The sequence below is a fragment of the Arthrobacter sp. PAMC25284 genome (assembly GCF_019443425.1).
GTDB lineage: Bacteria > Actinomycetota > Actinomycetes > Actinomycetales > Micrococcaceae > Arthrobacter > Arthrobacter oryzae_A.
Window position 1 is genome coordinate 3,715,789 of sequence record NZ_CP080382.1, and the last position, 24,106, is coordinate 3,739,894.

The 24,106-nt window shown below is 66.8% G+C and carries 21 protein-coding genes, 1 other RNA gene, 3 pseudogenes and 1 riboswitch; of the genes and pseudogenes, 5 read left to right on the forward strand and 20 right to left on the reverse strand.

Annotation, left to right across the window (positions count from 1 at the left end; genetic code table 11):
* The first annotated feature begins 95 nt into the window (after positions 1–95).
* Positions 96–464: a transfer-messenger RNA gene (ssrA, locus tag KY499_RS17180) on the forward strand.
* 110 nt (positions 465–574) lie between these two features.
* Here the strand turns inward: ssrA and KY499_RS18425 are convergent.
* The 4 genes from KY499_RS18425 to KY499_RS17195 form a co-directional block, all read right to left on the reverse strand.
* Entirely contained in the window at positions 575–709 is a 135-nt protein-coding gene (locus KY499_RS18425) for a hypothetical protein (protein WP_258190852.1), read from the reverse strand.
* 194 nt (positions 710–903) lie between these two features.
* The gene (locus tag KY499_RS17185; protein WP_219885921.1) at positions 904–2,313 is read right to left on the reverse strand and encodes a rhodanese-like domain-containing protein; all 1,410 of its coding nucleotides are present in this window, start codon (positions 2,311–2,313) and stop codon (positions 904–906) included.
* 86 nt (positions 2,314–2,399) lie between these two features.
* The gene (locus KY499_RS17190) at positions 2,400–3,302 is read right to left on the reverse strand and encodes a sulfite exporter TauE/SafE family protein (RefSeq protein ID WP_219885922.1); all 903 of its coding nucleotides are present in this window, start codon (positions 3,300–3,302) and stop codon (positions 2,400–2,402) included.
* The gene (locus KY499_RS17195) at positions 3,299–3,940 is read right to left on the reverse strand and encodes a rhodanese-like domain-containing protein (protein ID WP_219885923.1); all 642 of its coding nucleotides are present in this window, start codon (positions 3,938–3,940) and stop codon (positions 3,299–3,301) included. The genes KY499_RS17190 and KY499_RS17195 overlap by 4 nt, the downstream gene beginning before the upstream one ends.
* 132 nt (positions 3,941–4,072) lie before the next feature.
* Here KY499_RS17195 and KY499_RS17200 point away from each other — a divergent pair, with 132 nt between their 5' ends.
* Positions 4,073–4,330, forward strand: coding sequence for a metal-sensitive transcriptional regulator (locus KY499_RS17200; protein ID WP_123254986.1), 258 nt, complete (start codon positions 4,073–4,075; stop codon positions 4,328–4,330).
* A gap of 178 nt (positions 4,331–4,508) precedes the next feature.
* Here KY499_RS17200 and KY499_RS17205 read toward each other — a convergent pair whose 3' ends face one another.
* A complete protein-coding gene (locus KY499_RS17205) occupies positions 4,509–4,880 on the reverse strand; it encodes a hypothetical protein (RefSeq protein ID WP_123254985.1) in 372 nt (123 codons plus the stop codon).
* Between the two features lie 134 nt (positions 4,881–5,014).
* On the opposite strand from KY499_RS17205, the gene KY499_RS17210 reads away from it, so the two are divergent.
* On the forward strand, positions 5,015–6,448 hold the full coding sequence (locus KY499_RS17210; protein WP_219885924.1) for an MFS transporter: 1,434 nt from the start codon (positions 5,015–5,017) through the stop codon (positions 6,446–6,448).
* On the opposite strand, the gene KY499_RS17215 is transcribed toward KY499_RS17210, so the two are convergent.
* The 10 genes and pseudogenes from KY499_RS17215 to KY499_RS17260 all read right to left on the reverse strand — a co-directional run bounded on the left by KY499_RS17215 (position 6,431) and on the right by KY499_RS17260 (position 16,068).
* Positions 6,431–6,802 (reverse strand): CrcB family protein, encoded by a 372-nt coding sequence (locus KY499_RS17215; RefSeq protein ID WP_183164469.1) that lies wholly within the window; start codon positions 6,800–6,802, stop codon positions 6,431–6,433. The two genes, KY499_RS17210 and KY499_RS17215, sit on opposite strands and share 18 nt — an antisense overlap.
* Complete coding sequence (locus KY499_RS17220) at positions 6,799–7,248, reverse strand: CrcB family protein (protein WP_219885925.1); 450 nt, start codon at positions 7,246–7,248, stop codon at positions 6,799–6,801. Before KY499_RS17220 ends, KY499_RS17215 begins: the two co-directional genes overlap by 4 nt.
* Positions 7,249–7,962, reverse strand: coding sequence for a metal-dependent transcriptional regulator (locus KY499_RS17225; protein WP_219885926.1), 714 nt, complete (start codon positions 7,960–7,962; stop codon positions 7,249–7,251).
* 16 nt (positions 7,963–7,978) lie between these two features.
* Positions 7,979–9,242, reverse strand: a pseudogene (locus KY499_RS17230) (Nramp family divalent metal transporter).
* Between the two features lie 177 nt (positions 9,243–9,419).
* Positions 9,420–10,178: a class I SAM-dependent methyltransferase gene (locus KY499_RS17235; RefSeq protein WP_219885927.1), complete on the reverse strand. Its 759-nt coding sequence runs from the start codon at positions 10,176–10,178 to the stop codon at positions 9,420–9,422.
* A 137-nt stretch (positions 10,179–10,315) separates the two neighbouring features.
* Positions 10,316–11,746, reverse strand: coding sequence for an aminotransferase class V-fold PLP-dependent enzyme (locus KY499_RS17240; RefSeq protein ID WP_123254980.1), 1,431 nt, complete (start codon positions 11,744–11,746; stop codon positions 10,316–10,318).
* Between the two features lie 35 nt (positions 11,747–11,781).
* A riboswitch (SAM riboswitch) is annotated at positions 11,782–11,895 on the reverse strand.
* 174 nt (positions 11,896–12,069) lie between these two features.
* Entirely contained in the window at positions 12,070–12,891 is an 822-nt protein-coding gene (hisN, locus tag KY499_RS17245) for a histidinol-phosphatase (protein WP_123254979.1), read from the reverse strand.
* An 87-nt stretch (positions 12,892–12,978) separates the two neighbouring features.
* Entirely contained in the window at positions 12,979–14,094 is a 1,116-nt protein-coding gene (locus KY499_RS17250; protein ID WP_123254978.1) for a ribosome small subunit-dependent GTPase A, read from the reverse strand.
* Positions 14,078–15,511, reverse strand: a complete 1,434-nt coding sequence (gene aroA, locus KY499_RS17255) for a 3-phosphoshikimate 1-carboxyvinyltransferase (protein WP_219885928.1) — start codon at positions 15,509–15,511, stop codon at positions 14,078–14,080. The genes KY499_RS17250 and aroA overlap by 17 nt, the downstream gene beginning before the upstream one ends.
* A gap of 7 nt (positions 15,512–15,518) precedes the next feature.
* Positions 15,519–16,068: pseudogene (locus KY499_RS17260) on the reverse strand (DoxX family protein).
* Between the two features lie 399 nt (positions 16,069–16,467).
* On the opposite strand from KY499_RS17260, the gene KY499_RS17265 reads away from it, so the two are divergent.
* Together KY499_RS17265 and rsrA are read left to right on the forward strand one after the other, a co-directional pair.
* On the forward strand, positions 16,468–17,238 hold the full coding sequence (locus KY499_RS17265) for a sigma-70 family RNA polymerase sigma factor (protein ID WP_123254991.1): 771 nt from the start codon (positions 16,468–16,470) through the stop codon (positions 17,236–17,238).
* On the forward strand, positions 17,235–17,495 hold the full coding sequence (gene rsrA, locus KY499_RS17270; RefSeq protein WP_123254975.1) for a mycothiol system anti-sigma-R factor: 261 nt from the start codon (positions 17,235–17,237) through the stop codon (positions 17,493–17,495). Before KY499_RS17265 ends, rsrA begins: the two co-directional genes overlap by 4 nt.
* Positions 17,496–17,587: 92 nt before the next feature.
* On the opposite strand, the gene KY499_RS18850 is transcribed toward rsrA, so the two are convergent.
* The 5 genes and pseudogenes from KY499_RS18850 to KY499_RS17290 form a co-directional block, all read right to left on the reverse strand.
* Complete coding sequence (locus KY499_RS18850; protein WP_104061284.1) at positions 17,588–17,662, reverse strand: 50S ribosomal protein bL37; 75 nt, start codon at positions 17,660–17,662, stop codon at positions 17,588–17,590.
* 84 nt (positions 17,663–17,746) lie between these two features.
* Positions 17,747–18,379, reverse strand: coding sequence for a PadR family transcriptional regulator (locus KY499_RS17275; protein WP_219885929.1), 633 nt, complete (start codon positions 18,377–18,379; stop codon positions 17,747–17,749).
* A gap of 8 nt (positions 18,380–18,387) precedes the next feature.
* Positions 18,388–19,206: a DUF4097 family beta strand repeat-containing protein gene (locus KY499_RS17280; protein ID WP_123254973.1), complete on the reverse strand. Its 819-nt coding sequence runs from the start codon at positions 19,204–19,206 to the stop codon at positions 18,388–18,390.
* A gap of 107 nt (positions 19,207–19,313) precedes the next feature.
* Positions 19,314–19,913, reverse strand: coding sequence for a GDSL-type esterase/lipase family protein (locus KY499_RS17285; protein ID WP_123254972.1), 600 nt, complete (start codon positions 19,911–19,913; stop codon positions 19,314–19,316).
* A gap of 157 nt (positions 19,914–20,070) precedes the next feature.
* Positions 20,071–23,900: pseudogene (locus KY499_RS17290) on the reverse strand (multifunctional oxoglutarate decarboxylase/oxoglutarate dehydrogenase thiamine pyrophosphate-binding subunit/dihydrolipoyllysine-residue succinyltransferase subunit).
* Positions 23,901–24,106 lie beyond the last annotated feature (206 nt).

The following is a 24,106-nucleotide window of genomic DNA, read 5'->3' on the forward strand; positions in this document are numbered from 1 at the left end:
GAATGTTTCCGTGCAGCCGTGCGTTATGATGAATAGTCCAGGACGGATCCGCAGGAACACTGCAGATATCCCGACTGGGTTTGATAAAAAAATACGGGGATGATCGGTTTCGACGATGTTAGTCGCGACAGGTGAAGCGGGCCGAGGATGCAGAATTATCTCGTAAACGCTGTCTGCAAACCAATAAGTGCCGAATCAAAACGCACTGACTTCGCTCTTGCTGCCTAAGCAGTAAGACAGTCCGTCAGCCCGAGGTTGCTATTGCCCCGGATCCTGGCGTCATTTAGATAGCCACTGCTGTTTACCCCCGTCATCGGGGTGAGCGGGACTCTTAGATGACTGGGCCCGGATCGGCCAGCTGTTCGCAGCATGGCCGGGGCCGAGAAAATCCGACGCGAACTGCGCCCGGAGAAGCCCTGACAACACGACATCGGACGGGGGTTCAATTCCCCCCATCTCCACCATCGGAGCACCGGAAGCGGCGCTCCACCCCGTAGTTCCAAAGCGAAAGGCCGGAAGCACATGCTTCCGGCCTTTCGCTTTAACCGGACACTCAACGTATCCAGGACGCGGCTTAACGCTTCTTGATGTGTGCCACCGGGTCCGCATGCCCGTCCACCTCGTGCTTGGACTTCTTGTCGGCCCGCTTTTCCTTAATAGTCTTCACCGGCTTTTTGGTCTGGTGCTGGTGCGGCGATTTGTCAGGCATGATGCGCTCCCTCGCAGGTGAGGCCCGGACGGGCCCCGTCTTTCCACGCTACGCCCCGGAATGTACAACGTCCATGATGCGAACGAGCCGGCTGCCCGGAACCGTATAGCTTGGCGACAAAGCGGCGGCGGCCCGGTGTTCCGGGCCGCCGCCGGCGGTGTCATACAGGTGTTGCGGTGTTGCGGTGTTGCGGGTTAGCTGGCGGGTGCCGTTTCCAGGGTGTCCTGGTGTGCGGTCCAGGCGGCGTAGCTGCCGTCGAGTTCGACGATGTCGTAGCCGGCGCGGCGCAGGGCGCTGGCCGCGACGGAGTTCCGGACCCCGCTCTGGCAGTACGACACGATGGTGCCGTCGGCCGGGAGTTCGTTCAGGTTCCACATCACCCGTCCGCCGGAGAGCTGGTGCGAGCCGGGGATGTGCCCGGCGGTGTGCTCGGTGCGGTTGCGGACATCGAGGACCATGGCGGCGTCAAAGTCGTTGAGGTCCCCGGGCTGGAGCAGCTTCGGGGTGAACGTCGGCAGGCCCTGGAGTGTGGTGACGTAGCCGGCGACGTGGTCGATGCCGACCCGGACCAGGTGATCCCACATTTCCTGCGCGGCGGCCTGGTTGGGGGCCAGGAGCACGAGCGGGTTCTTGTCGGTTTCGGGGTTGACCACCCAGGCGCCGAAGCTGGCCGTGGACTTACCGGCCGGGATGTTGACGGAGCGAACGACCGTGCCGGTGTGGACTTCGGCGTTGGACCGGGTGTCCACGAAAGTCATGGTGTCCTCTTCGAGGTCACGGACGACGTCGGCGGTGAGGAGTTCCTGAAGCGGCGCACGTTCCCCCATCACGGCCGGTCCGTCGCGGTTTTCGCGCTTCATCCGGGCGAAGTAGGCGTGGGCGTCCGGCTGGCCGTCGAGGAGTTCGTTGATGAAGCCCTGCTCGTCATTCGCGGCGAGGTAGGGACCCCACCAGGCGTAGAGCCGCTCGTAGCCGACCGTGCTGGACGGGAGGGCACCCAGGGCCTTGCCGCAGGCGCTGCCGGCACCGTGGCCGGGGTAGACCTGGACGTGGTCTGGAAGCGTCAGGAACTTATCCCGCAGGCTCGCGAAGAGCTGCTTCGCTCCCTCGAACCGGGTATCGACGCCGCCGGCGGCTTCGTCGAGCAGGTCCGGGCGGCCCAGGTCGCCGGAGAAGACGAAGTCGCCGGAGAGCAGGTAGCCGGCGGTGTCCGCGAAGGCGCCGTCGGTGATCAGGAAGGACAAGTGCTCGGGAGTGTGGCCGGGGGTGTGCAGGGCCTTGATGGTGATGTTGCCGATGCTGACCGTCCCGCCGTCGTGCAGGCGTTCGGCGTCGAAGCCGTACTGCCAGTCCAGTCCGCCCTCGCCGGAGACGTACGCGGTGGCGCCGGTTGCGGCAGCCAGTTCGCGGGTTCCGGAAAGGAAATCGGCGTGGATGTGGGTTTCCGCAACGGCCACGATCTTCATGCCGTTGGCGGCGGCGAGCTCGCGGTAGACGTTGATGTCGCGGCGGGCGTCGATAACGACGGCCTCTCCCTTGCGCTGGCAGCCGATGACGTAGCTGGCCTGGGCGAGGTCTTCATCGTAAATGCGTTCCAGAAGCATAAGGTCTCCTTCAAAAGATCGGACGGGGCGGGGTTCTTACCCCTCGACTAATAACAACGGTAATACCCCCGGGGGTATATTTCAAGTCAGGAGGCGACCGGTGCTGGCTGGGCCTCGCGGTTGGACTTGCGCAGCGGGCAGGAAGCGACGAACAGCCGGCAGGCGACTGCCGCAGCGATGGCCAGGGCCACAACGGCGGCAAAGACGAGGCCACGCATGTCAGCGGGAGCCTGCTGGGTGAGCACAAAGGTGCCCATGGCCAAGACAAACCAGCCGAAACCTTTACGCAGGGCGGTTTCGGGGATGCGGCCGGAGATCTTGGAGCCGATCAGGGTGCCCACAATGGCAGCGCCGGTGACTGCCAGGACCAGTCCCCAGTCCAGCTCGACGCTGGTGAGGTACCCGGCGAGTCCGGCGAAGGACTTCATGGCGATGACCACGAGGGAGGTTCCCACGGCAATGGACATGGGCAGTCCGCCGAGCAGTGCCAGGGCGGGGACCACGAGGAAACCGCCGCCGGCACCGACGAGGCCGGTGACCAGGCCAACCACGGCACCGTCGAGCAATACTCGGCCGAGGGGCAACTCGTGCTTTTCCGGTGTGCCGGAGCCGTCTCCGGCGGGCTTCTTCCTGCCGCGGATCATGGCCACGGAGGTTGCGACCATCATGAGCGCGAAGGCGACCAGGAGAATCTGGCCGGGGATTTTCCCGCCGAGGAGACCGCCGACAAACGCGCCGGCCATGCCCGCGGCGCCGAAGACGAGGCCGGTCCGCCACATCACGCGACCCGCACGGGCGTGGCTGATGACGCTGACGGCTGAGGTGACGCCAACGACGAACAGCGACGCGGCGATCGCCTCCTTCGCCTCGAGTCCGGCAACGTACACCAGAATCGGGACGGTCAGGATTGAGCCGCCGCCGCCAAGGACGCCGAGCGACAGTCCGACGACGACCGACAGCGCAAGGACAAGAATCAGGGTGGCGGTCATGCGGCTGTTACCTCGTTTCCGGCGGCGCGTACGGGCAGCTGGAGGATGGCGGATTCGCGGGTGGGCTCCTTGGCAGCCTTGTTCCAAGGCATCGCGGAGATGGCCTGGCCCATGGCGCAGGTATTGGTCGCTGCGGAGAACGTCAGGCCGGCGCCGATCGCCCCTGCGAGCAGGGTGATCTTGGGCGAGACGAATTTCCCGCCGGCCAGGCCCAGGACCACGAGGGAGCCGGCGGCCAGGCGGACCTGGCGTTCGAGGTCCCAGCGGGTTTTGCCGCGGACCACGTCGCCGCCGGCGGCTGCGAATCCCGGAACGCCTCCGGTCAGGACGTAGGCGGTGTCAATGCCGGCTCCGCCGAGCCGCTGGCGCGCCTGTTCGGCCCGGGCCCCGGACTGGCAGACCAGGACCACGCGGCTGCCGAGCCGGGCGGCGAGTTCGTCGGTGTGCTCCGAGAGCAGCGGCAGCGGGACGTTGTAGGAGCCGCGGATATGCATGTTCTCAAACTCCGCGGCGGAGCGGACATCGATCACGACCAGGTCCCGGTGCTCCTGGAACCAGCTGCGCAGGGCCTCCGGGGCCAGGGCGGTGATGGAAGGGGCGGCCGGGGTGGCCGGCGCCGGGGCGGTGGAGGGAGTCATGGGCGTCCTTTCGGGACAAAACAAACAAGAACTGAATACCCCACCGAGTATTACAGATACCCCCCGGGGTAGTCAAAAATACCTAGGGGGGTATATTCTCGGGTGTGGAAACGCCAATCTGAGGAGCCTTCCGTGGAACTTGATACAGCAGACCTTGCCCCGGTCATCAACCGCCTCAAAAGGGCCCAGGGCCAGCTCGCCGCCGTGACCCGGATGCTCGAGGAAGGCCGGGACTGCAAAGACACCGTCACCCAGCTCGCCGCGGTCTCCAAAGCACTGGACCGGGCCGGCTTCGCCATCATCGCCAGCGGCCTCGAGCAGTGCATCGTCCAAAAAGATGCTGGCATGAGCACCAAAGACCTGGAAAAACTCTTCCTCTCCCTCGCCTGAGACCACGCTGAGACCACGCTGAGACCACGCTGAGACCACGCTGAGACAACACCTGAGACAACAACGGCATGGGCGGGGTGAAAGGCACGTGAGCCCGGCCAGTGCGGTGCTTCCGAAGCGCGGGCTGGTAAGAAGCGCGGGCCGGTAAACCGCCGGGCTGACGGCCGGATGCGGGGTGCTACGCCCCGGGGACGGCGGCGTCCACGATTCCGGCGAAGCGGCTTCCGACGCCGTCGTATATGCTGCGCACGAGCCCGGGTCCAAGGACCGGGATCTCGCGGGCCTCGTGGTCGGTGCAGCAGACATAAGTGAAGGCCGGCCACCATTTCTTGGGCCGGGCAGCCTCCGAGAAGCCGCAGACGTCGCAGGTCAGCTGCGTCCACACCGGGCGTTTGCCGGTGCGGTTTGCCCTCGACTGGACAAGCCAGGCCGGGGGATTGTCCAGGATGGCGCCGAGTTCTGCTTCGGTTAACCGGGACGGAATGTTGTGGCGGTGGGCCATCTCCAAGGGAATGTCGAGGGCTTGGGCTGCTTCACGTCGGGTAACCATCCATCAACGATACGCGAGCCCGGCACCGCCCGCGTGCCGGGTTGCGTGCAGGGCCCCGCGGCCCCTGCCCGGCCGCCCGGCGCGGGTGTAGGCTCAGGACAAATTCCGGGCTCCCAGTCGAGGAGGAAGCAGGCATGACGAGCGCCGCCGATGCCAGCGCCGCCGGCGCCGACGCTCCGGACGCCGCCACCGCGAAGCTGCAAAAACGGGTGCTCGTGGTGGCTATCGTGGCATCCTTTATAGCGTTCCTGGACGGCTCGGTCGTGAACCTCGCCCTGCCTGCCATCGAACGCGAACTCGGCGGCGGACTCGTGGTCCAGCAATGGGTGGTCGACGCGTACCTGCTGACCCTCGGCGCCCTGATTCTTGTGGCGGGCTCGTTGTCGGACTCGTTCGGCCGGGCCAGGGTCCTGCGCTGGGGTCTGGCCGGGTTCACCCTGACCTCGGTGCTCTGCGGACTCGCGTGGAACGGTGAATCGCTGATTGTGGCCCGGGGACTCCAGGGCATTGCCGGAGCGATGCTGGTTCCCGGTTCGCTGGCCCTGATCGTCACGGTCTTCCACGGAGCCGAGCAGTCCCATGCGATCGGCAAGTGGTCCGGCTGGACCAGCGGCGCCATCGTCCTGGCCCCGCTGATCGGTGGCTTGTCCGTGGATCTGCTGTCCTGGCGTGTGGTGTTTTTTATCAACGTCATTCCCGCCATCGCCATCTGGCCGGTGCTGGGCAGGCTGCGCGGCATGGACGGAATGGCCGGCTCTACCCGGCGGATCGATATCCGCGGTGCCCTGCTGGCCGTTGTGGGCCTCGGCGGTGCCGTCTACGCCTTCATTGAACGCGGCACCTTCGACTGGGACAGCCCACAGGTTTACCTGCCGCTGGCGCTCGGGGCGACCGCACTCGTGGCGTTCGTGCGCCACGAAGCCCGTAGCCCGTTCCCGATGATGCCGCTGCGGCTCTTCCGGATCCGTAACTTCGGCTGGGGCAACCTGGCGACCGCTGTGATCTACGGCGCGCTGTCTTTGGGCTTTTTCGTGTTGGGCCTCTACCTTCAGCAGGTTGCCGGCCTGAGCGCGACGGCCGCCGGGTTCGCGTTGCTGCCCTCAACCCTGCTCCTCCTGCTGCTCTCGGCCAAAATGGGCAGCCTTGCGGGCACGATCGGTCCGCGCTGGTTCATGACGGGCGGTCCGCTGCTGTGCGCGGCAGGGTTCCTGCTGTTCCTGGCAGTGCAGACACCTCTGGACTTTCTTTCCCAGGTGCTGCCCGGCGTCCTGGTCTTCGGCCTGGGGCTCGCCGTCACCGTGGCACCGCTGACGGCGGCCATCCTGGGGGCCGTTCCTCCCGAGGAAGCCGGCATCGGTTCGGCCATTAACAACGCGATCGCCAGGATCGCCGGTCTGGTGACGATTGCCTTTGCCGGACTGATCACCGGTCCTGTCCTGACGACGGCGGGACTCCGGGACGCCTGCTACGTCACGGCCGCCCTCTTTGTCGCGGGTGCCGTCCTGTCCGCCGTCGGGATCCGGAATCCGACGGCTGCGGCCCCGCCGGTGTTAACCGGCGACGAGTAAACCGAGCGACGCTGCCACAAGACCCAGCAGCAGATTGGCCGCGACGTTGAGTCCGGCGGCCCGGTAGCGTGTTTCGCTGGCCAGCCGCACCGTGGCCGTGGTCCAGGAACTGAAGGTCGTCAGTCCACCGGCCAGCCCGGCGGTCAGGGCAGTAAGCGCCTCGGCACCGATGGCCAGGTGGCCGGCCAGCCCGATGGCCACCCCGAAGAGGAACGAGCCGGCGGTATTGACCGTCAGTGTGGCCCACGGCCAGTGCGGATGCCGGCCCGGGTGGTGCGCAAACCAGGAGTCGACGGCGAACCGCAGCAACGCCCCGGTCATGCCAAAAAACCCCACCAGCAGTGCCGTCATCATGACGCACCGCCGCGACGATCGGCGATGGCCTTGCCGGTCTTCCAGCCGGCCGCCGCCGCGGCAAGGCCCAGGACCAGGCTGAGGCCGAGATACACCAGCCAGACGGCATGCGCGCCACCGCGAAAATCCCGGTCGATCGCCACGACCAGTGCCGAGAACGTCGTAAAGGAGCCCAGCAGGCCCGGGCCAATCCCCGCCCGAAGCCAGAACGCCGTCTTCGGCCGGGCGATCCAGACGGTGGTCAGGGTGGCGAGGACGAAACTCCCAACAACGTTAATGGCCAGGGTTGTCCAAGGGACGGCACCGGAGGTCTCGTGAAAGAGCAGCCCGGCCCCGTACCGCAGCTCGGTCCCAACCAGGCCGCCGACAGCGACGGCGGTCCAAGCCTGCCAGCCGGGCAGGCCCGGGCGCTTCAGCGCACGGGATTCAGCCGGGGCGCTCTTCACTCAGTGGCCCTCGACGCTGCAGCCGGAATGGCGGGTGTTGCTGTGCACCCAGACGGAGTCGGCGACTTCGTCGGCAAGGTCGAAGTCGCGCGGAGCAGGCCCGGCGCCAATCCGGACCACGAGTGGGCCGCCGAACGGCCTGCGGCCCAGGATTTCGATCTCAGCGTCGAGGTTGATGTTTTCGGCCGCGAGGTAGCGCAGCAACTCCGGGTTGTCGTCGCTGATCCGGATGATCGTGCCGGAATGGCCGTCGTCGAGCTCACTCAGGCGGTGCGCGGCAGGCATGTGGACCGAGCCGTCCGCGGCTGGGATCGGATCGCCGTGCGGATCCCTGGACGGATGGCCCAGCTTGCCGGCCAGCCGCTCAACGAAGGTGTCCGAGACGGCGTGTTCAAGGAGTTCGGCCTCGTCGTGGACCTCGTCCCAGCGATAGCCGAGCTCCTCGACGAGGAAGGTCTCGATCAGCCGGTGCCGGCGGACCATGGACAGGGCCAGCCGGGTGCCCCCGGCCGTCAGGGTGATGGCGCTGTAGGGCTTGTGGTCCACCAGGCCCTGGTCCTTGAGCTTGCGGACCATCTCCGAGACCGAGGAGTTGGCGACGCCAAGCCGCTGTGCCAGCTGGCTGGACGTGATGGGTTTCTCCTGCCACTCCGTGAAGGAGTAGATGACCTTGACGTAGTCCTCTATCGAGGAGGAGGGCGCGGTGGTCTTCACGGTCTCCAGCCTACCGTCACCCAAGGTTTGAGGCTGTTAGCCAGAGCAGCACGGCGTTCAGGGCAACAACCAGCAGCACGCTGATGACGGCTGCGATCCGCAGCGCCGTCCCGTCCACGAACCGGCCCATGAGCTTCTTATCGCCCGTGAGCAGCACGAGCGGTACGAGCACAAAGGGGATGCCGAAACTGAGGACCACCTGGCTCAGCACGAGGCCCCAGGTCGGGTCGAAGCCGACGGACAGCAGCACGATGGCCGGGATCATGGTGACCACACGGCGGGTCATCAGCGGGATCCTGACCTTGAGCAGGCCCTGCATGATGGTGCCGCCCGCGTAACAGCCCACGGAGGTGGAGGCGAGGCCTGAGGCCAGCAGGCCGACGGCGAAGATGACGCCCACCACGGGGCCCAGGCTCGCCGTGATGGCGGCGTGGGCGCCCTCGATGGTGTCGGTGCCTTCGGCGCCTCCCAGGGTGGAGGCGGCCAGCAGGAGCATCCCGACGTTGACCAGTCCGGCAATCGCCAGCGCCGCCACGACATCCCAGCGCGTCGCTCTGACCAGCCGTGCCATCGCGGGGGCCGGCACATGGAGGTGTGGGTCCGGACGGTGCCGGTCCCGGGAAAGTGCGGAATGGACGTAGATGGCGTGCGGCATCACAGTGGCGCCGAGCATGCTGGCGGCCAGCAGGACGGTGTCCGGGCCCCTGGAAACCGGGGATTAGTCCGGCGGCAATCCCGGCCGGATCGGGCGGGCTGATGAACAGCCCGGCGAGAAACCCGATGGTGATGATGCCGAGCAGGAACATAATGACGAATTCGAAAGGCCGTTGCCGGTTCTTACGCTGCACCGCGAGCAGGATCATGGACACAATGCCAACGATCACCGCGCCAAGGGGAAGGGGCAGTCCAAAGAGCAGATACAGCGCGATCGCGCCGCCCACAACTTCGGCGAGGTCGGTGGCTGCAGCCACGATTTCGGCCTGCACCCAGAAGGCCCGCCGCCAGAACGTTCCGAGGCGATCCCCGAGGAGCTCCGGCAGGCTCCTGCCGGTCACGATCCCCAGTTTGGCGGACTGGTACTGGATCAGCACGGCCATCACGTTGGCCACCACGAGCACCCAGACCAGAAGGTAGCCGTACTGGGCGCCGGCGGTGAGGTTGGCGGCGACGTTGCCGGGGTCCACGTAGGCGATTGAGGCCACGAAGGCAGGTCCCAGGAGCCCGATCAGTGCGGTGCGGGCCGGGCGCCGCCGGTCGGCGTCCGGCCCCACGGGTTTTATGCCGTGTCCTGAGCTGTCCAGCACGGTGGAACTCCTGGGAATCAGCGCGGCTGCGGCGGCGCGCGGTCGGACGGCACGGAACAGCGCCTGGCGGAAAAGTTTCACGCACCTACAAGAGGTAATGAGGGATACCGAAAGACTAGGGCGGATGACGGAGCCGCGCAATCCGTCCGCGAATCAGGCTTTGATGGCCCGCCAGGTCTGCGTCAGGTAAGGAAGCCGGAGGCCCGCGCCCCGCGGATGGCCGAGGTGCTCGTGCAGATACCAGTCAAGATTGCCCATCACCTTGGCCCGGGTGGCCTCTGTTGCTGCCAGATAGTAGCTCCGGGACTTGGTGAGCTCCTTGATGTCCTCCGGAGTTACCGGATCTTCCCAGCGGCTCAGACGGCTCTCCAACGCGGTGAACTCCGGGCCCACGGCGGGTTTGAAGTGTGGCTTGTGGACGTCGCCGGCGTGCATGATGCGGGAGAGCCGGTGCACCCAGGGCACGGAGGTGTCCAGCTGGTTCCAGATCAGCCCGAGCACGCCGTGCGGCCGTAAGATCCGGGCGATCTCGGCGCTGGCCTGCTGCGGGTCGCACCAGTGCCAGGCCTGGGCCACCGTGACGAGGTCAAATGCTGTGGAGTCGAGCCCCGTGTGCTCCGCGGATCCCTCGACGGCGCTCACCCCGGGCAGGGCCCGGCGGAGCTGGTCCAGCATGTCCGGGGACGGATCGACGGCGACCGTGCGGAGTCCGCTTGCCACGAGCAGGGCGGTGAATTTTCCGGTTCCCGCGCCGACGTCGGCGGCGTCAGCCGCCTTGGCCGGAATCAGCCAGTGCGCAGACTCTGCGGGATAGCCCGGCCGGACGCGGTCATAGTGTTCTCCGCCGTCCTGGAAGCTCTGGCCGAGCTCCCGGCGTCGCTCCTGGTAGAGCTTGGGGCCGCCGCGTGCCACGTGCGATCTCCTTCGGAAGGTCCTGACTGTTTCGGATACCTTTCGAATTTACCGTACGAATACGGCAGCTCGTTTACCCCGTCCCGCCGTCGGGGCCCGGATGCAGGGGACTGGTCCGGAGCGCCCGGCACCCGCGCCTAGTCACCGGTGCAGGGTGCCGCGCCCGCCGTACCTGGGGTGTTGGGCGCCCAGTGCGGGTAGATGCGGGTGTCGTTGGCGGGCACCCAGCGGCCCGCGTCGACGACGTAGTCCCAGCCGGGCCCCGTTCGCAAAAGCTCTTCGATGCCGGCGAGCAGCCGCTGTGCGTCCTCGAGCCGTGAGCCGAGGCCGAAACTGGCGCGCAGGGAGCCGGCGGGCAAGCCGAGGCGCTTGAGCAGCGGGTGGGCGCAGAAGCGGCCGTCGCGCAGGCCGATGCCGTGCTCGGCGGCCAGGTAGGCGGCGACCAGGCCGGCGTCGTAGCCTTTGAGGGAGAAATTGACGACGCCGATGCTGCCGGGCCCGGCGTCTTCCGCCGGGCGGTCCGCTGCAGCGGTGTCCGCGAAGATCCGGTGTACGGTGACGCCGTCGATCCGCTGGAGCCCGTCGACGAGGTAGGAGCGGATGGCGTCTTCGTGGGCCTGCCAGTCCTTTTCGTCCAGGGCGGCGATGACTTGGGTGGCCCGGGCCAGCGTCGCTGCGCCGAGGACGTTCGGGGAGCCGCCTTCGTGCCGTGCCGGGCCGGTGGTCCACGTGACGGAGTCGAGTCGTGCGTCGCGGACGGCGCCGCCGCCGGCCAGGTGCGGGGTTCCGGCGTCGAGCCAGTCCGGCCGCCCCACCAGCACTCCGGCGCCGAAGGGCGCATACAGTTTGTGCCCGGAGAAGGCGACGTAGTCGACGTCGTCCGCGCTGATGTTGATCCGGCGGTGCGCGGCCAGTTGGGCTGCGTCGACGACGATTCGGGCGCCGTACTCGTGGGCCAACGCGGCCAGGGTGTCGATCGGCAGGATCTCGCCGGTGACGTTGGAGGCTCCGGTCACGGCCAGCAGGGCGACATTGCCCAGGGCGAGTTCGGCGCGCAGCCGGTTCAGAGTGCCCGCGAGGGTCGGCGCCGCCACAATGCTGCGGTGCGGCACACCCTGCCACGGCAGCAGGTTGGCGTGGTGCTCGATATCGAGGTAGAGCACGTCGCCGCTGTGCTGGCCATCCTTCAGCGGCAGGCAGCCGGCCAGCAGGTTCAGGGAGTCGGTGGTGTTGCGGGTGAAGATCACCGAGTCGTCAGCCCGGCCGCCGACGAAGTCCCGGACAATGGTGCGGGCGTTTTCGTAGACCGAGGTGCTGATCTGGGAGGCGTACCCGGCGCCGCGGTGGACACTGGCGTAGTACGGCAGGATCTCGTTCAGGTAGGCGGAGACCACGGAAAGCGCCGGGGCCGAGGCGCCGTAGTCCAGATTGGCGTACCGGACGTGGCCACCGTGGATCAGCGGGGTCCGGATCTCCGCCCCGGTGACGGCGGCGAGCGGGTGGCGTCCGGCGGCGAATCGTGCGTCGGACAGGCCGGGGATGGTGACGGGAAAAGTGGCAGTTGTCATGGGACCTCGCTCAAAAAAGGACCCCTCACACCGGGGATCCGCGCTTGCCAGGTCCGCTCCGGACCGGCCAGGTCGTCACCCGGGGCACCCCACCGCGAATGGAGGGTTGCCGGCCAGCAAACCGGGGTTTAGCGCTGGCACTCGTGACCTGATTCGAGCGTAAGGCATCCCCGCGGCGGAGGAAAACAGCCGCATTCAATGTGAAGCGGTTTATTACGCGGTGCGGTCAATCGGTCTGCAAATCGAAGAAACGGCGCCTGACTCCCCGGTGCGGGGGAGTCAGGCGCCGTTTCTTCGGTTTTGGCGGCATTCCGGAGGTCTTGCTAGAGCAGGTCGTCCAGGTCGTCCAGGCCCGGATTGAGGCGCTTGAGGACCTCCGAGTGGAGGATCGAGTTGGTCGCGAGGGCGTTGCCGCCGAACGGGCCGTCTACACCCTCCAGGGACGTGAACCGGCCGCCGGCCTCGGTCACGATCGGGACCAGGGCGGCCATGTCGTAGAGGTTGAGCTCAGGTTCGCAGGCAATGTCCACAGCGCCTTCGGCGACCAGGCAGTAAGACCAGAAATCGCCGTAGGCGCGGGTCCGCCAGACCTCCTCGGTCAGGCCGATGAACTCATCCAGGTTGCCGCGCTCCTTCCAGCCCGACAGGCTGGAATACGACAGCGACGCGTCGGAGAGCTCTGAGATGTTGGAGACTTTCAGCCGGGTCGCGGCGGCCAGTGAACGGCCGGTGTAGGCGCCGGAGCCCTTCGCGGCCCACCAGCGTTTCCCCAGGGCCGGGGCGCTGACGACGCCGACCACCGGTTCGCCCTCATCAACGAGGGCGATCAGGGTCGCCCAGACCGGGACGCCGCGGACAAAGTTCTTGGTGCCGTCGATCGGGTCGATGATCCAGCGGCGGGAACCGTGGCCGGAACTGCCGAACTCTTCGCCGAGGACGGCGTCGCGCGGGCGGGACCGGGACAGCTGCCCGCGGATGGCTTCCTCCGCAGACTTGTCGGCGTCCGTGACCGGGGTGAGGTCGGGCTTCGTTTCGATCCGCAGGTCGAGGGCCTTGAAACGGCTCATCGTCTGGTCGTCGACGGAATCTGCCAGCACGTGGGCAAGTCGCAGGTCATCGTTGTAGCTCGAAGCGGGTTGACTCATGGTTCTAAACTACCGCCAAAGCAGGCCCGTCTGCGGCAGGCCGGGCTTGGTGGCGCGGAACGACCGGCCGCCGGACTGCCGGCCTGCCTAGGAGACGATGCCGAGTTCCTTGGCGTCCTGTGCTTCCATCCGCGGATCGGTGCCCAACAGGCGGCGCAGGGAAGCGAGCCGGGCCGGTCCCGAGGGGCCTGCCTGTCCGGCAGCCACCCAGGCGTCCACACCGCAGTTGACGGCGTCGGAATTGTGTTTGCAGCCCCGCTCGCAGTCATCCGTCCCCGGCTCAAGGTCCGGGAAGGAGCGAAGGATCCGGTCCGGGTCCACATGCGCCAGGCCAAAGGACCGGATGCCGGGGGTGTCGATGATCCAGCTGCCGGCCGGTGCGTCGTTGACTTTAAGTGCCAGGGCCGACGAGGAGGTGTGCCGGCCGCGCCCGGTAACGGCGTTGACGCCGCCGGTGGCGCGTTCGGCGCCGGTCAGGGCGTTCACCATGGTGGACTTCCCGACGCCGGAATGGCCGAGCATCACGGTGACCTTGCCGTCGAGGTGGCCGCGCAACTGGGACACTGCGTCGCGGTCCAGCCGGGCGGAGAGCCCGTCGTCCGAGCGGGCATCGATCCCGGACGCAGCCGAGTCCGCGGTCCGGCTGATGATGACCGGAAAATCGAGGTGCTGGTAATTGGACAACAGCTCCGCAGGATCCTTGACGTCGGCCTTGGTCACCAGCAGCAGCGGCGAAATGCCGGCGTCGTAGGCGGCTACCAGGGCGCGGTCGATAAAGCCGGTGCGTGGCTCCGGGTTGGCGGCGGCGACCACGATCACCAGGGTGTCCGCGTTGGCGACCACGGCGCGTTCGATCGGATCGGTGTCGTCCGCGCTGCGCCGCAGGAGCGTCTTGCGGTCCTGGATCTTCACGAGCCGGGCAAGGGTGTCCGGTTCGCCGCTCACATCCCCGACCAGCGAGACAAAATCGCCGGCGACGACGGGATTGCGGCGCAGTTCCCGGGCCCGGGCAGCGATGATCTTGCGTTCGTCAGCGGTGCCTTCGCCCACCACTGCGGTGTACCGGCCCCGGTCCACGGTGATGATGCGCCCGGTCTGGGCGTCGTCGTAGCTGGGCCGGTCCTTTGTGCGCGGGCGCGTGCCCTTCTTATTCGGCCGGATCCGGACGTCGGACTCGTCCCACGAGTCAGTGCTGCGCGCCATGGGTGTTGTCCTTCCCGGCCGCGGGGGAGTCCGTGGAGGCTCCGGCGGACCCGGTGCGGTCTCCGGCGGATCCCTGTTCCAGCATGGCGGACCACATCTGTGGAAAGTCCGGCATGGTCTTGGCCGTGGTCCCGATGTCCTCGACCTCGACGCCGGGTACCGCGAGGCCCAGGATGGCGCCTGCGGTGGCCATCCGGTGGTCCGCGTAGCTGTGCACAACGCCGCCGTGGAGGGCGGCGGGACGGATGATGAGGCCGTCGGAGGTTTCTTCCGCGTCGCCGCCGAGGCGGTTGATCTCCGCCACCAGGGCCGCGAGCCGGTCCGTTTCGTGGCCGCGGAGGTGCGCGATCCCGCCCAGGCGCGATGGCCCGGTGGCCAGGGCGCAGAGGGCCGCGACAGTCGGCGCGAGTTCGCTGGTTTCATCGAAATCCGCGCCCCGGATCTCCGGACCGCCGGTCACCGTCAGGATGCCGTCCTGCAGGGTCACCGTGGCCCCCATGGTGGTCAGGATGCTGCGCCAGAGGTCGCCGACCTGAGTGGTCTCGGCCGGCCAGTCCGGGATGCGCACGGTGCCGCGGGTTGCCAGCGCGGCCGCCAGGAACGGGCCGGCGTTCGAGAGATCCTGCTCGATCCGGTGGTCAAAGGCCCTGATGCTGCCGGGTGCCACGATCCAATGGTCCGGGCGGGAGTCGTCTACGGACACACCGGCGCCGCGCAGCACGGCGACCGTCATGTTGATGTGGTCCAGGCTGGGGACCGGAGGGCCGGTATGTTCCAGATGCAGTCCATCGGTGAAGCGGGCGCCTGCGAGGAGCAGCGCGGAGACGAACTGTGAGGAGGCACTGGCATCAATGATGAGGTGTCCGCCGCGCACTTCACCCGTTCCGTGGACCGTGAACGGCAGCGCGGCGGCCGGACCTCCGTCCGGTGCCGTGACCCCGACACCCAGCCCGGCGAGGGCCTCGATGATGGTGCCCATCGGGCGCTTCCGGGCGTGGGGGTCGCCGTCGAACAGGGTGGTTCCGTGGCGCAGAGCGGCTACCGGCGGGACGAAGCGCATGACGGTCCCGGCCAGGCCGCAGTCGATGCCGGTGCCGGCGGCCGGCGCGTCCAGGCTGATCGGGCTGATTTCCAGATCGGGTCCGAAGGCGCCGTCGCCCGGGACCTCAGTGATGGCGGCCCCCAACTGGCGCAGTGCCTCGATCATGAGGGCCGAGTCGCGGGAGTGCAACGGAGCGCGCAGCCGGGACGGACCGTCGGCGAGGGCCGCCAATACCAGATATCGGTTGGTCAGGGATTTGGACCCCGGCACGGTGACGGTGGCGTCGACGGGCCGTTCCGCGAATGGTGCCCGCCACTGGGCGCCTCCGGTGGACGGGACGGGAACGGGTGCTGCTGTCGAGGTGGGGCCGGTCATTGCTGCTTTAGGCTCCGGTCGCGTGGTCGACGGCCTTGCGGACTGCCTTGTCGGCCTTGTTCAGCCGCTTGGCGGTGGTCTTTTTGGCATCCGCCGCGAGGTGTCCCGCGCTCTTTTTGGCGTCGGCGGCAAAGTGCTCAGCCCGCCAGGCCAGGCTGGGGCGTCCGGCTGTGTCGACAGAGGCCAGCAGCACGCCACCGGTCAGCGAGACATTTTTCAGCAGTTGTTTGCGGCGGGCGTCGCGGGCCCTGCACTGAGGAGATGTCCGCACTGCGCCATTCCACGTAGCTGTTGAGCACCGAGACGACGGCCAGGATGGTGGCGGCCAGTCGGGCGGACTTGCCGAGGGCAAAAAATACCCCGGCGCCAATCTGGGTGCCGCCGATCACGCGGGCCAGGACTTTCTCATCGGTCTGGAAGGGCAATGATTCCGCCGCCCGGCGTAACAGGGGAGACAGCTGCGTGGCAGTGTCATCCGCGTTCTTTAATTTGTCCATGCCGGCAAGGACGAAGCTGGAAGCGAGCATGGGGCGGGCGAGAAAACGGACAAAGGACATGAATTTCCTCCTGGATGGACGAGCCGCGGACGCTGCGCGCGAGAACCGGTTCCAGTCTCGCACTTTTGCGGAATATTTGCCCGTCGCACGTGGTTGTTGATGACAGGTTCGCACCGCTCTTTGGAGCGGGTTTTTGAGTCGCGTCGGCCCGTGATCACGGGCCTGTGGTCAGTTTCGCCGGCGTTCGGCGGCTAAGGAGGCAAAGGTTTGATACTGGTGAAGGACATTGGAGGACGGACGGGTCCGTCGGACGGCGTCGCGTCGGGGACTGCGACGGCATTGCTGGACGCCCCGGCGCTGGGCGCCGCGCCTGCCGATCCCTGGGGCCGGAGCGCTTCGGGTGCAGCGCCGGCCGGAGTCCGGGCGGGCCGCGGGGCGGTGACAGTAGACTTGAAGGTAATGAGCACCATGGAACCGGCCGGATCGGCCACGCACGAGGCCGCCGGCGACGACGCCCAGCCCGCCACCACCCCGGATGCCGACCCGGCTGCCACGCTTCGGGAGGCCGCCGCCGCACAGGAAACTGTGGTGGACGGGGAGCCGCTGGACGTGGCCTCAGAGACCGTCGAGCAGCGCCGGCTCCGGTTCGAACGCGATGCCATGCAGTACGTGGACCAGCTGTATTCCGCTGCGATGCGGATGGCACGGAACCCTTCGGACGCGGAAGATCTGGTCCAGGAGGCCTACACCAAGGCGTTCTCGGCGTTCCACCAGTACAAGCCGGGAACCAACCTGAAGGCCTGGCTGTACCGCATCCTCACGAACACCTACATCAACCTGTACCGCAAGCGTCAGCGCGAACCGCTCCAGTCCAACTCGGACACCATTGAGGACTGGCAACTGGCGCGCGCGGAGTCGCACACATCGTCGGGGCTTCGTTCCGCCGAGGCGGAAGCGCTCGACCACCTGCCGGACTCGGACGTCAAACGGGCACTGCAGGCGATCCCTGAGGAGTTCCGGCTGGCGGTCTACTTCGCCGACGTCGAGGGCTTCGCCTACAAGGAAATTTCCGAAATTATGAATACCCCCATCGGAACCGTGATGTCCCGGCTGCACCGAGGCCGGCGGATGCTGCGGGACATGCTTGCCGACTACGCCGCCGAGCGGGGTTTCAGCGCCGCGGGGTCAACCGCCGCGGCGAAAAGCATCACAGAGGAGAGCACGAAATGAGCGACTGCCAGGGACTGGGCGACTGCGACGATACCCGGATGCAACGCATCTACGAGTACCTGGATGGGGCGCTGACGCACGACGACATCGCCGACATCAAGAAGCACCTGGACACGTGTCCTGAATGTTTCGAACAGTATGACCTCGAATGCGTTATTCGCACGATCGTCAAGAGGTCCTGTATCGAGGCGGCGCCCGAGAACCTGAAGAACAACATCCTGAACAGGATCCACTCGATGCGGACCGTCGAAGCCTGACCGGTTGCGCAGCCCAGGTACACAGCAAATAACCCCGTACACCGTGAGGTGTCCGGGGTTATTTGCTTAATACTGACAATCCAAGCCGTAGCTTAGGCGTTGGGGCGCTTGCCGTGGTTCGCGCCGCCACGCTTACGGTCACGACGTTTACGTGCACGCTTGCTCATAGCTGGCCTCCTTAAATGTTGGTACTCAAAAGAGCTGCCCTCAAGTCTCCCACATCAGGGCATCCGCCGCGAAACGGCGGACAGTCAGCCCTGCAGTGAATTACGGATGGAAATCCGGGCCTGGTCCAGCACCGCCCTGACCGTTTCCAGCGTCATCGGCGTGATGGGGTGGCCCCCGGCGTGACGCCGCAGCTCCACGCGCATGTCGTCCCGGAATGCCTGCACCAGCTGCTCCGCCTCCTGCCGCAGCCGTTCGCCTTCAGGGGAGAAGCCGGGAGCGGCCGCAGAGCCGGACGCTGAGCCGGCCGCAGTGCCGGCCCGGGCTGCCGCCCGTGCGGCCTCGGCAGTCGCGGCGAGGTCCGCCCGGAGTCCGCGCATGTTGCCCCGGATGTCCTCACGGAGCGTCTCGGCGAGCCGGCGCACCGAGGCGGAGATATCGCTCTCCACGCCGGCGAGTTCGTCGCGGCGTTTGTTGAGTTCGACGAGCCCGGCCGGGGTGATGTTGTAGTTGGTCCGTCGGCCGTCCGCCCGGGTGGCTACCAGCCCCTCGTCCTCCAGCTTGCCAAGGCGGGGGTAGATGGTTCCTGCGCTGGGGGAGTAGGTGCCGCCGAACCGCTCGTTGAGGGCCCTGATCAGCTCATAGCCGTGCTTGGGGCCCTTTTCCAGCAGCGCCAGCAGGTAGAGACGCAGCGCGCCGTGGGCGAAGACCGGGGGCATCGGCGTGCCTAGCCGGCGTCCGGTGCGGGCTGGCGGTGAATGACCGAGGTGGTCCCGGAGACGGAGTTGGTGCGGAGCAGCATCAGCTGGGCGTCAGGCCCGGCAATGGTCTCGACGGCGCCACCGGGATGGGGGTATTTCTGCCCGTCGATGATGACGGTGCCGCTGCCGGAATTGGCGATGATGTCCACGCCGACGTCGTGCGGCACCCGGACAGTGACGTCGCCGGAGACCGAATTCGCGCCCACATCGCGGGTGAAACCGTGCAGGTCGAAGCTCAAGTCGCCGCTGACCGTATTGGAGCGGACATTGCTGATCTCGCCGGAGGCCGTCACTTCGCCCGAGACGCTCCGGGCCGTCAGGACGCCCCGATGATTGCGGGCGATCACGGCGCCACTGACGGTGTTGATGGACAGCTCACCGGACGTGTCATCCGCCAGAATGGACCCGGATACGGTGTTCAGCCGGGTGTGTCCGCCGGTCCCCGAGACCATGCCATCGCCGCTGACGGTTCCGGCCTCCACATCGACGCCGGCCGGCAGCTCCACGCGGAGAATAACGGAGTTGCTGCTGCCGGTGCTGACGGTGCGCATCAGGTTCTTGAACCAGCCCTGCGGACCGTGCAGCTGGTGCCGGATTTCGAGGCGGCCATCGACCTGCGAAACCGCGAGCGGATCGCCGTCAACCGTGGAGACCTCAATCCGGGTGTGGTCTGCCTTGCCCGTTGTAATGTCGAAGCGGCCGCGGATGATGCCAAGCCGGAGGGATCGGACACCCTCCAGCTCAATCGTCTCGGGACCGGTGACGGTCCAGTTGGCCTCTGTCATGATTTCCTCCCGGGTGTCGCGCAGGTGCGCGAAATTCGCGATATATCGCGACACCGGCCACGCTAGCCCGTGGTCACGCCGCGGGTCAAGCCGGGCGCGGGCGCGCGCTATTCCGGGGCATCCATGCCAAGCCACTGGAACCAGCCGCGGTGCAGCACCAGCCACGCCATCAGACCGTAGCCGGCCTGGCCCGGGGTGCCACCGTTCGCGGCCAGGTCCTGGCGCCACTGTTCGTGGTTCAGCAGCGGCGAAAACGTGTCCACGTAGAGGTGTTTCCGGCGCGTTGTGACATCGGCGAACGCAGTGTTGAGCTCGCCCAGCCGCCGGTTCTGCGCCGGATCCAGGGTGGGGGGCGGACCCACCACAAAAACCTCGATCTTGTTCTGTGAAGCGGTATCGAGGATATTGGCCAGGTTCAGCCGGCTGCGGGCGGTGGAGAGGCCGAAAGCGATGTCCCGGCCGGAGAGTCCAATCACGAGGCGATTCTCGTGATGGTCGCCGAAGCGGCGTCCGGCTTCCTCGAGCCAGCGGGCTGCGAGGCCCTCTGTTCCCTCCTCGGGGCACGGCAGGGAGTAGCTTTCGAGCGCCGTCCCGTCCTGTGGGGTCCGGGCCAGCACCCGCCCCAGCCAGCCCAGCGCGCGGGGATCACCGAGCCCGGCCAACAGCTCGTCCCCAACGGCTGCGATCCGCAGCTTCCGATCTTCCACGACTACCTCTTCACTCCACGTTGCCCCGTGACCCTGTCACATTGACCGGATCATCACACGCTGTCCTTCAAAAATTCTGTTCACGCAGTTCTGTTCATTAAACAGAACTGCCCGGCCGGAGTCGCACGTGTGGGTTTCCGGCCGGGCAGCTGTGACACTACTTCCGCGCAAATGCCTGCTTCAGCAGCGCGTCCTGCTCGGCTGCGTGGCGCTTCATCGACCCGGCGGCGGTGGCCGCCGAGGCGGGGCGGGAGATGCGCCGCACCGGCCGGTCGAGCTCCTCCGGCAGGTTGAGGCCGATAAACGGCCACGGACCCTGGTTGGCGGGTTCGTCCTGGACCCAGCACACCTCGGCGTTCGGGTACTTGGCCAACTCGGCCGCGATGTCCTCCGCGGGCAGCGGGTAGAGCTGCTCAACCCGGACGATCGCCGTCGTCTTGTCCTCGGTCTTCTGCCGGGTGGACAGCAGATCGTAGTACAGCCGGCCGGAGACCAGGAGGACGCGTTCGACGGCGTCCGCCTGCAGGTGCTCGTGGTCCGGGATGACCGGACGGAAGGCGCCCGTGGTGAAGTCCTCGACAGAGGACGCAGCGGCCTTGAGGCGCAGCAGCTGCTTCGGGGTGAAGATGATCAGCGGCTTGCGCGGCCGGCTGTACGCCTGGCGGCGCAGCAGGTGGAAGTGCGACGCCGCCGTGGTCGGGTTGGCCACGATCATGTTGTCTTCCGCGCACATCTGCAGGAAGCGCTCGATCCGGGCCGAGGAGTGGTCCGGGCCCTGGCCTTCGTAGCCGTGCGGCAGCATCAGCACGAGCGAGGACCGCTGGCCCCACTTCTGCTCAGCCGAGGAGATGAACTCGTCAATGATGGTCTGGGCGCCGTTGACGAAGTCACCGAACTGCGCCTCCCACAAAACGAGCGCGTCGGGGCGCTCGACGGAGTAGCCGTATTCGAAGCCCATCGCGGCGAATTCAGAGAGCAGCGAGTCATAGATCCACAGTTTGGCCTGGTCATCGGAGAGGTTCGCGAGCGGGAGCCACTCGTCGCCGTTGGCGCGGTCGTGGAAGACGGCGTGGCGCTGGACGAAGGTGCCGCGGCGGGAGTCCTGGCCTGCCAGCCGGACCGGTACGCCTTCCATGATGAGCGAGCCGAAGGCGGCGAGCTCGCCGAAGCCCCAGTCGATGCCGCCCTCACGGGACATCACTTCACGCTTCTCCAGCAATTGCTTGAGTTTGGCGTGGACGGTGAAGCCCTCCGGGATTTCGAGGTGGGCTTTACCGATGCGGGCCAATGTGTCGGCGGAAATCGCCGTCGAGGCAGGGGCATTGATGCCGAAATCGGACTGCTGGGCGATTGGGCGTTCGATGTCCGACACCGCGGCGGAGTCGGCCGTCACGATCGGAATCGGGGACGTCTGGGCCGCGTGGGTCTCCGCAAAAACACGTTCCAGCCGTTCCTGGTAGTCGCGCAGGAGCTGCTCGGCCTCTTCCTCGGTGATGTCACCTCGGCCGATCAGGGATTCCGTGTACAGCTTGCGGACCGAACGCTTGGCTTCGATCAGGTTGTACATCAGCGGCTGCGTCATCGAGGGGTCGTCGCCCTCGTTGTGGCCGCGGCGGCGGTAGCAGACCATGTCGATAACAACGTCCTTGTGGAACCGCTGGCGGAACTCGTAGGCGAGCTGGCCGATCCGGACCACGGCTTCCGGGTCATCGCCATTCACGTGGAACACCGGTGCCTGGATCATCTTGGCGACGTCCGTGGAGTACGTGGAGGAACGCGACGACGACGGGGCGGTGGTGAAGCCGACCTGGTTGTTGACCACGATGTGGATGGTGCCGCCGGTACGGTAGCCGCGCAGCTGGGAGAGGTTAAGCGTCTCCGCCACCACACCCTGGCCGGCGAAGGGCCGCGTCGCCGTGAACCATGATCGGCAGCACGGGGAAGTTCTCGCCCTGGTCGAGGCGGTCCTGCTTGGCGCGGACGATGCCCTCCAGGACGGAGTCCACGGCTTCCAGATGAGAGGGGTTGGCGGCGAGGTAGACCTTGGTCTCGTTACCGTTGTCGGAGGTGAACGTGCCCTCGGTGCCGAGGTGGTACTTCACGTCGCCGGAACCCTGCACTGAACGCGGGTCCTGGGTGCCTTCGAATTCGCGGAAGACCTGGGCGTAGGTCTTGCCGGCGATGTTCGTGAGGACGTTAAGCCGGCCGCGGTGGGCCATGCCGATCGCCACCTCGTCGAGCTGGTCGTCGGCTGCGTCCGAAATGATGGCGTCCAGCAGCGGGATCAGCGACTCGCCGCCTTCCAGGGAGAACCGTTTCTGGCCGACGAACTTGGTCTGCAGGAAGGTCTCGAAGGCCTCGGCGGAGTTGAGCTTGGAGACAATCCGCAGCTGCTCCTCGCGGCTCGGCTTGGAGTACGGGTGCTCCAGCTGGTCCTGAAACCACTTGCGCTCGTCCGGGTCCTGGATGTGCATGTACTCGATGCCGGTCGTGCGGCAGTAGGCGTCGCGGAGGACCCCGAGGATGCTCCGGAACTTCAGCATCGGTTTGCCGCCGAAGCCGCCGGTGGGCCATTCGCGGTCCAGGTCCCAGAGCGTCAGGCCATAGGTGAGGACATCGAGGTCAGGGTGTTTGCGCTGGACGTATTCCAGCGGGTCGGTGTCCGCCATGAGGTGGCCACGGACGCGGTAGGAGTGGATCAGTTGCTGGATCCGGGCGACTTTATTGATCTGGTCGGCCGGGTCCACCTGCAGGTCCGGGCTCCAGCGGACAGGCTCGTAGGGGATGCGCAGCGATTCGAAGATCTCATCGTAGAAATTCTGGCCACCCAGGAGGAGCTGGTGGACCAGTTTCAGGAACTCGCCGCTGCCGGCACCCTGGATGACCCGGTGGTCGTAGGTGGAAGTCAACGTGAGGACCTTGCTGATGGCGTTCTGCGCGAGGATCTTCTCGCTCGCGCCCTGGAACTCCGCGGGGTAGTCGAGGGCGCCGACGCCGATAATGGCGGCCTGGCCCTTGGACAGGCGTGGCACAGAGTGCACGGTGCCGATGCCGCCGGGGTTGGTCAGCGACACGGTGGTGCCGGAGTGGTCATCGGCGGTCAGCTTGCCGCTGCGGGCCCCGTTTGATCAGGTCCTCGTACGTGTGCCAGAACTCGGAGAAGTTGAGTGTCTCGGCCTTCTTGATGTTCGGCACCATCAGCAGGCGGGTGCCGTCCGGCTTGGGCATGTCGATGGCGATGCCGAAGTTCACGTGCGCCGGCTGGACGGCGACGGGCTTGCCGTCGATTTCGTCGTAGTAGACGTTCATGGACGGGAACTGGGAGAGGGCGCGGATGACGGCGTAGCCGATGAAGTGCGTAAAGGAGACCTTGCCGCCGCGGGCGCGGGCCAGGTTGGAGTTGATGACCACGCGGTTGTCGATCAGCAGCTTGGCCGGGATCGCCCGGACGCTGGTGGCCGTCGGGACCTCAAGGCTGGACACCATGTTGGTGGCGATGGCCTTGGCCGGGCCGCGCAGGATCGAAACGACGTCTTCTTCGGGAGCCGTGGGCGCCTTGATGTTCTTGGGCAGCTGGGCCGGAATCGGCGTGGTGGCCGTGCCCGGTTCGGTGTTCTTGGAGCCGTCGCGGGCGACGGTGGCAGGGGCCTTGGGTGCTGCTGTAATGGGTGCGGCCGCGGCGGGTGCAGCCGTTGCCGGAGCCGTTGCGGGCTGGGTGGGAGCCTGAGTCGGTGCTGCAGGGGCCGTCGCTGCCGCAGGACGGGTTACGGCGGGCAGTTCACGGGTTTCGGGGCGCGCGGCGTTTCCTGCCGTGCCTGTCGTTCCATTGGTCGAGGAACCGTCGCCGGCGTCGTAGGACTCGAACAAGGGCCACCACTTGGCGTCAACCGTGTTCTTGTCCTGCTGGTAACGCTCGTACAGTTCGTCAACGAGCCACTCGTTTCCGCCAAATTCCTCGGGTAGACGGTGGCTAGGCTGCTCTGGCACTTGAAATACGCCTCTTCCATGAGTTTGATTCCCGCTGATTCCACGGCGCGTCGGCACGACGGATGAACCAGTTTGTACGTCCAGTGGACCCAGACCCATGCCAGTCTAATGACGATCCTCGCGAAACCGCCAATAAGGGTGACGCAATTCATGATGTCGCCCGGAACCGGCTGCCGGAGGGCTCCGGATCGCGTGGGCAGAAGCCG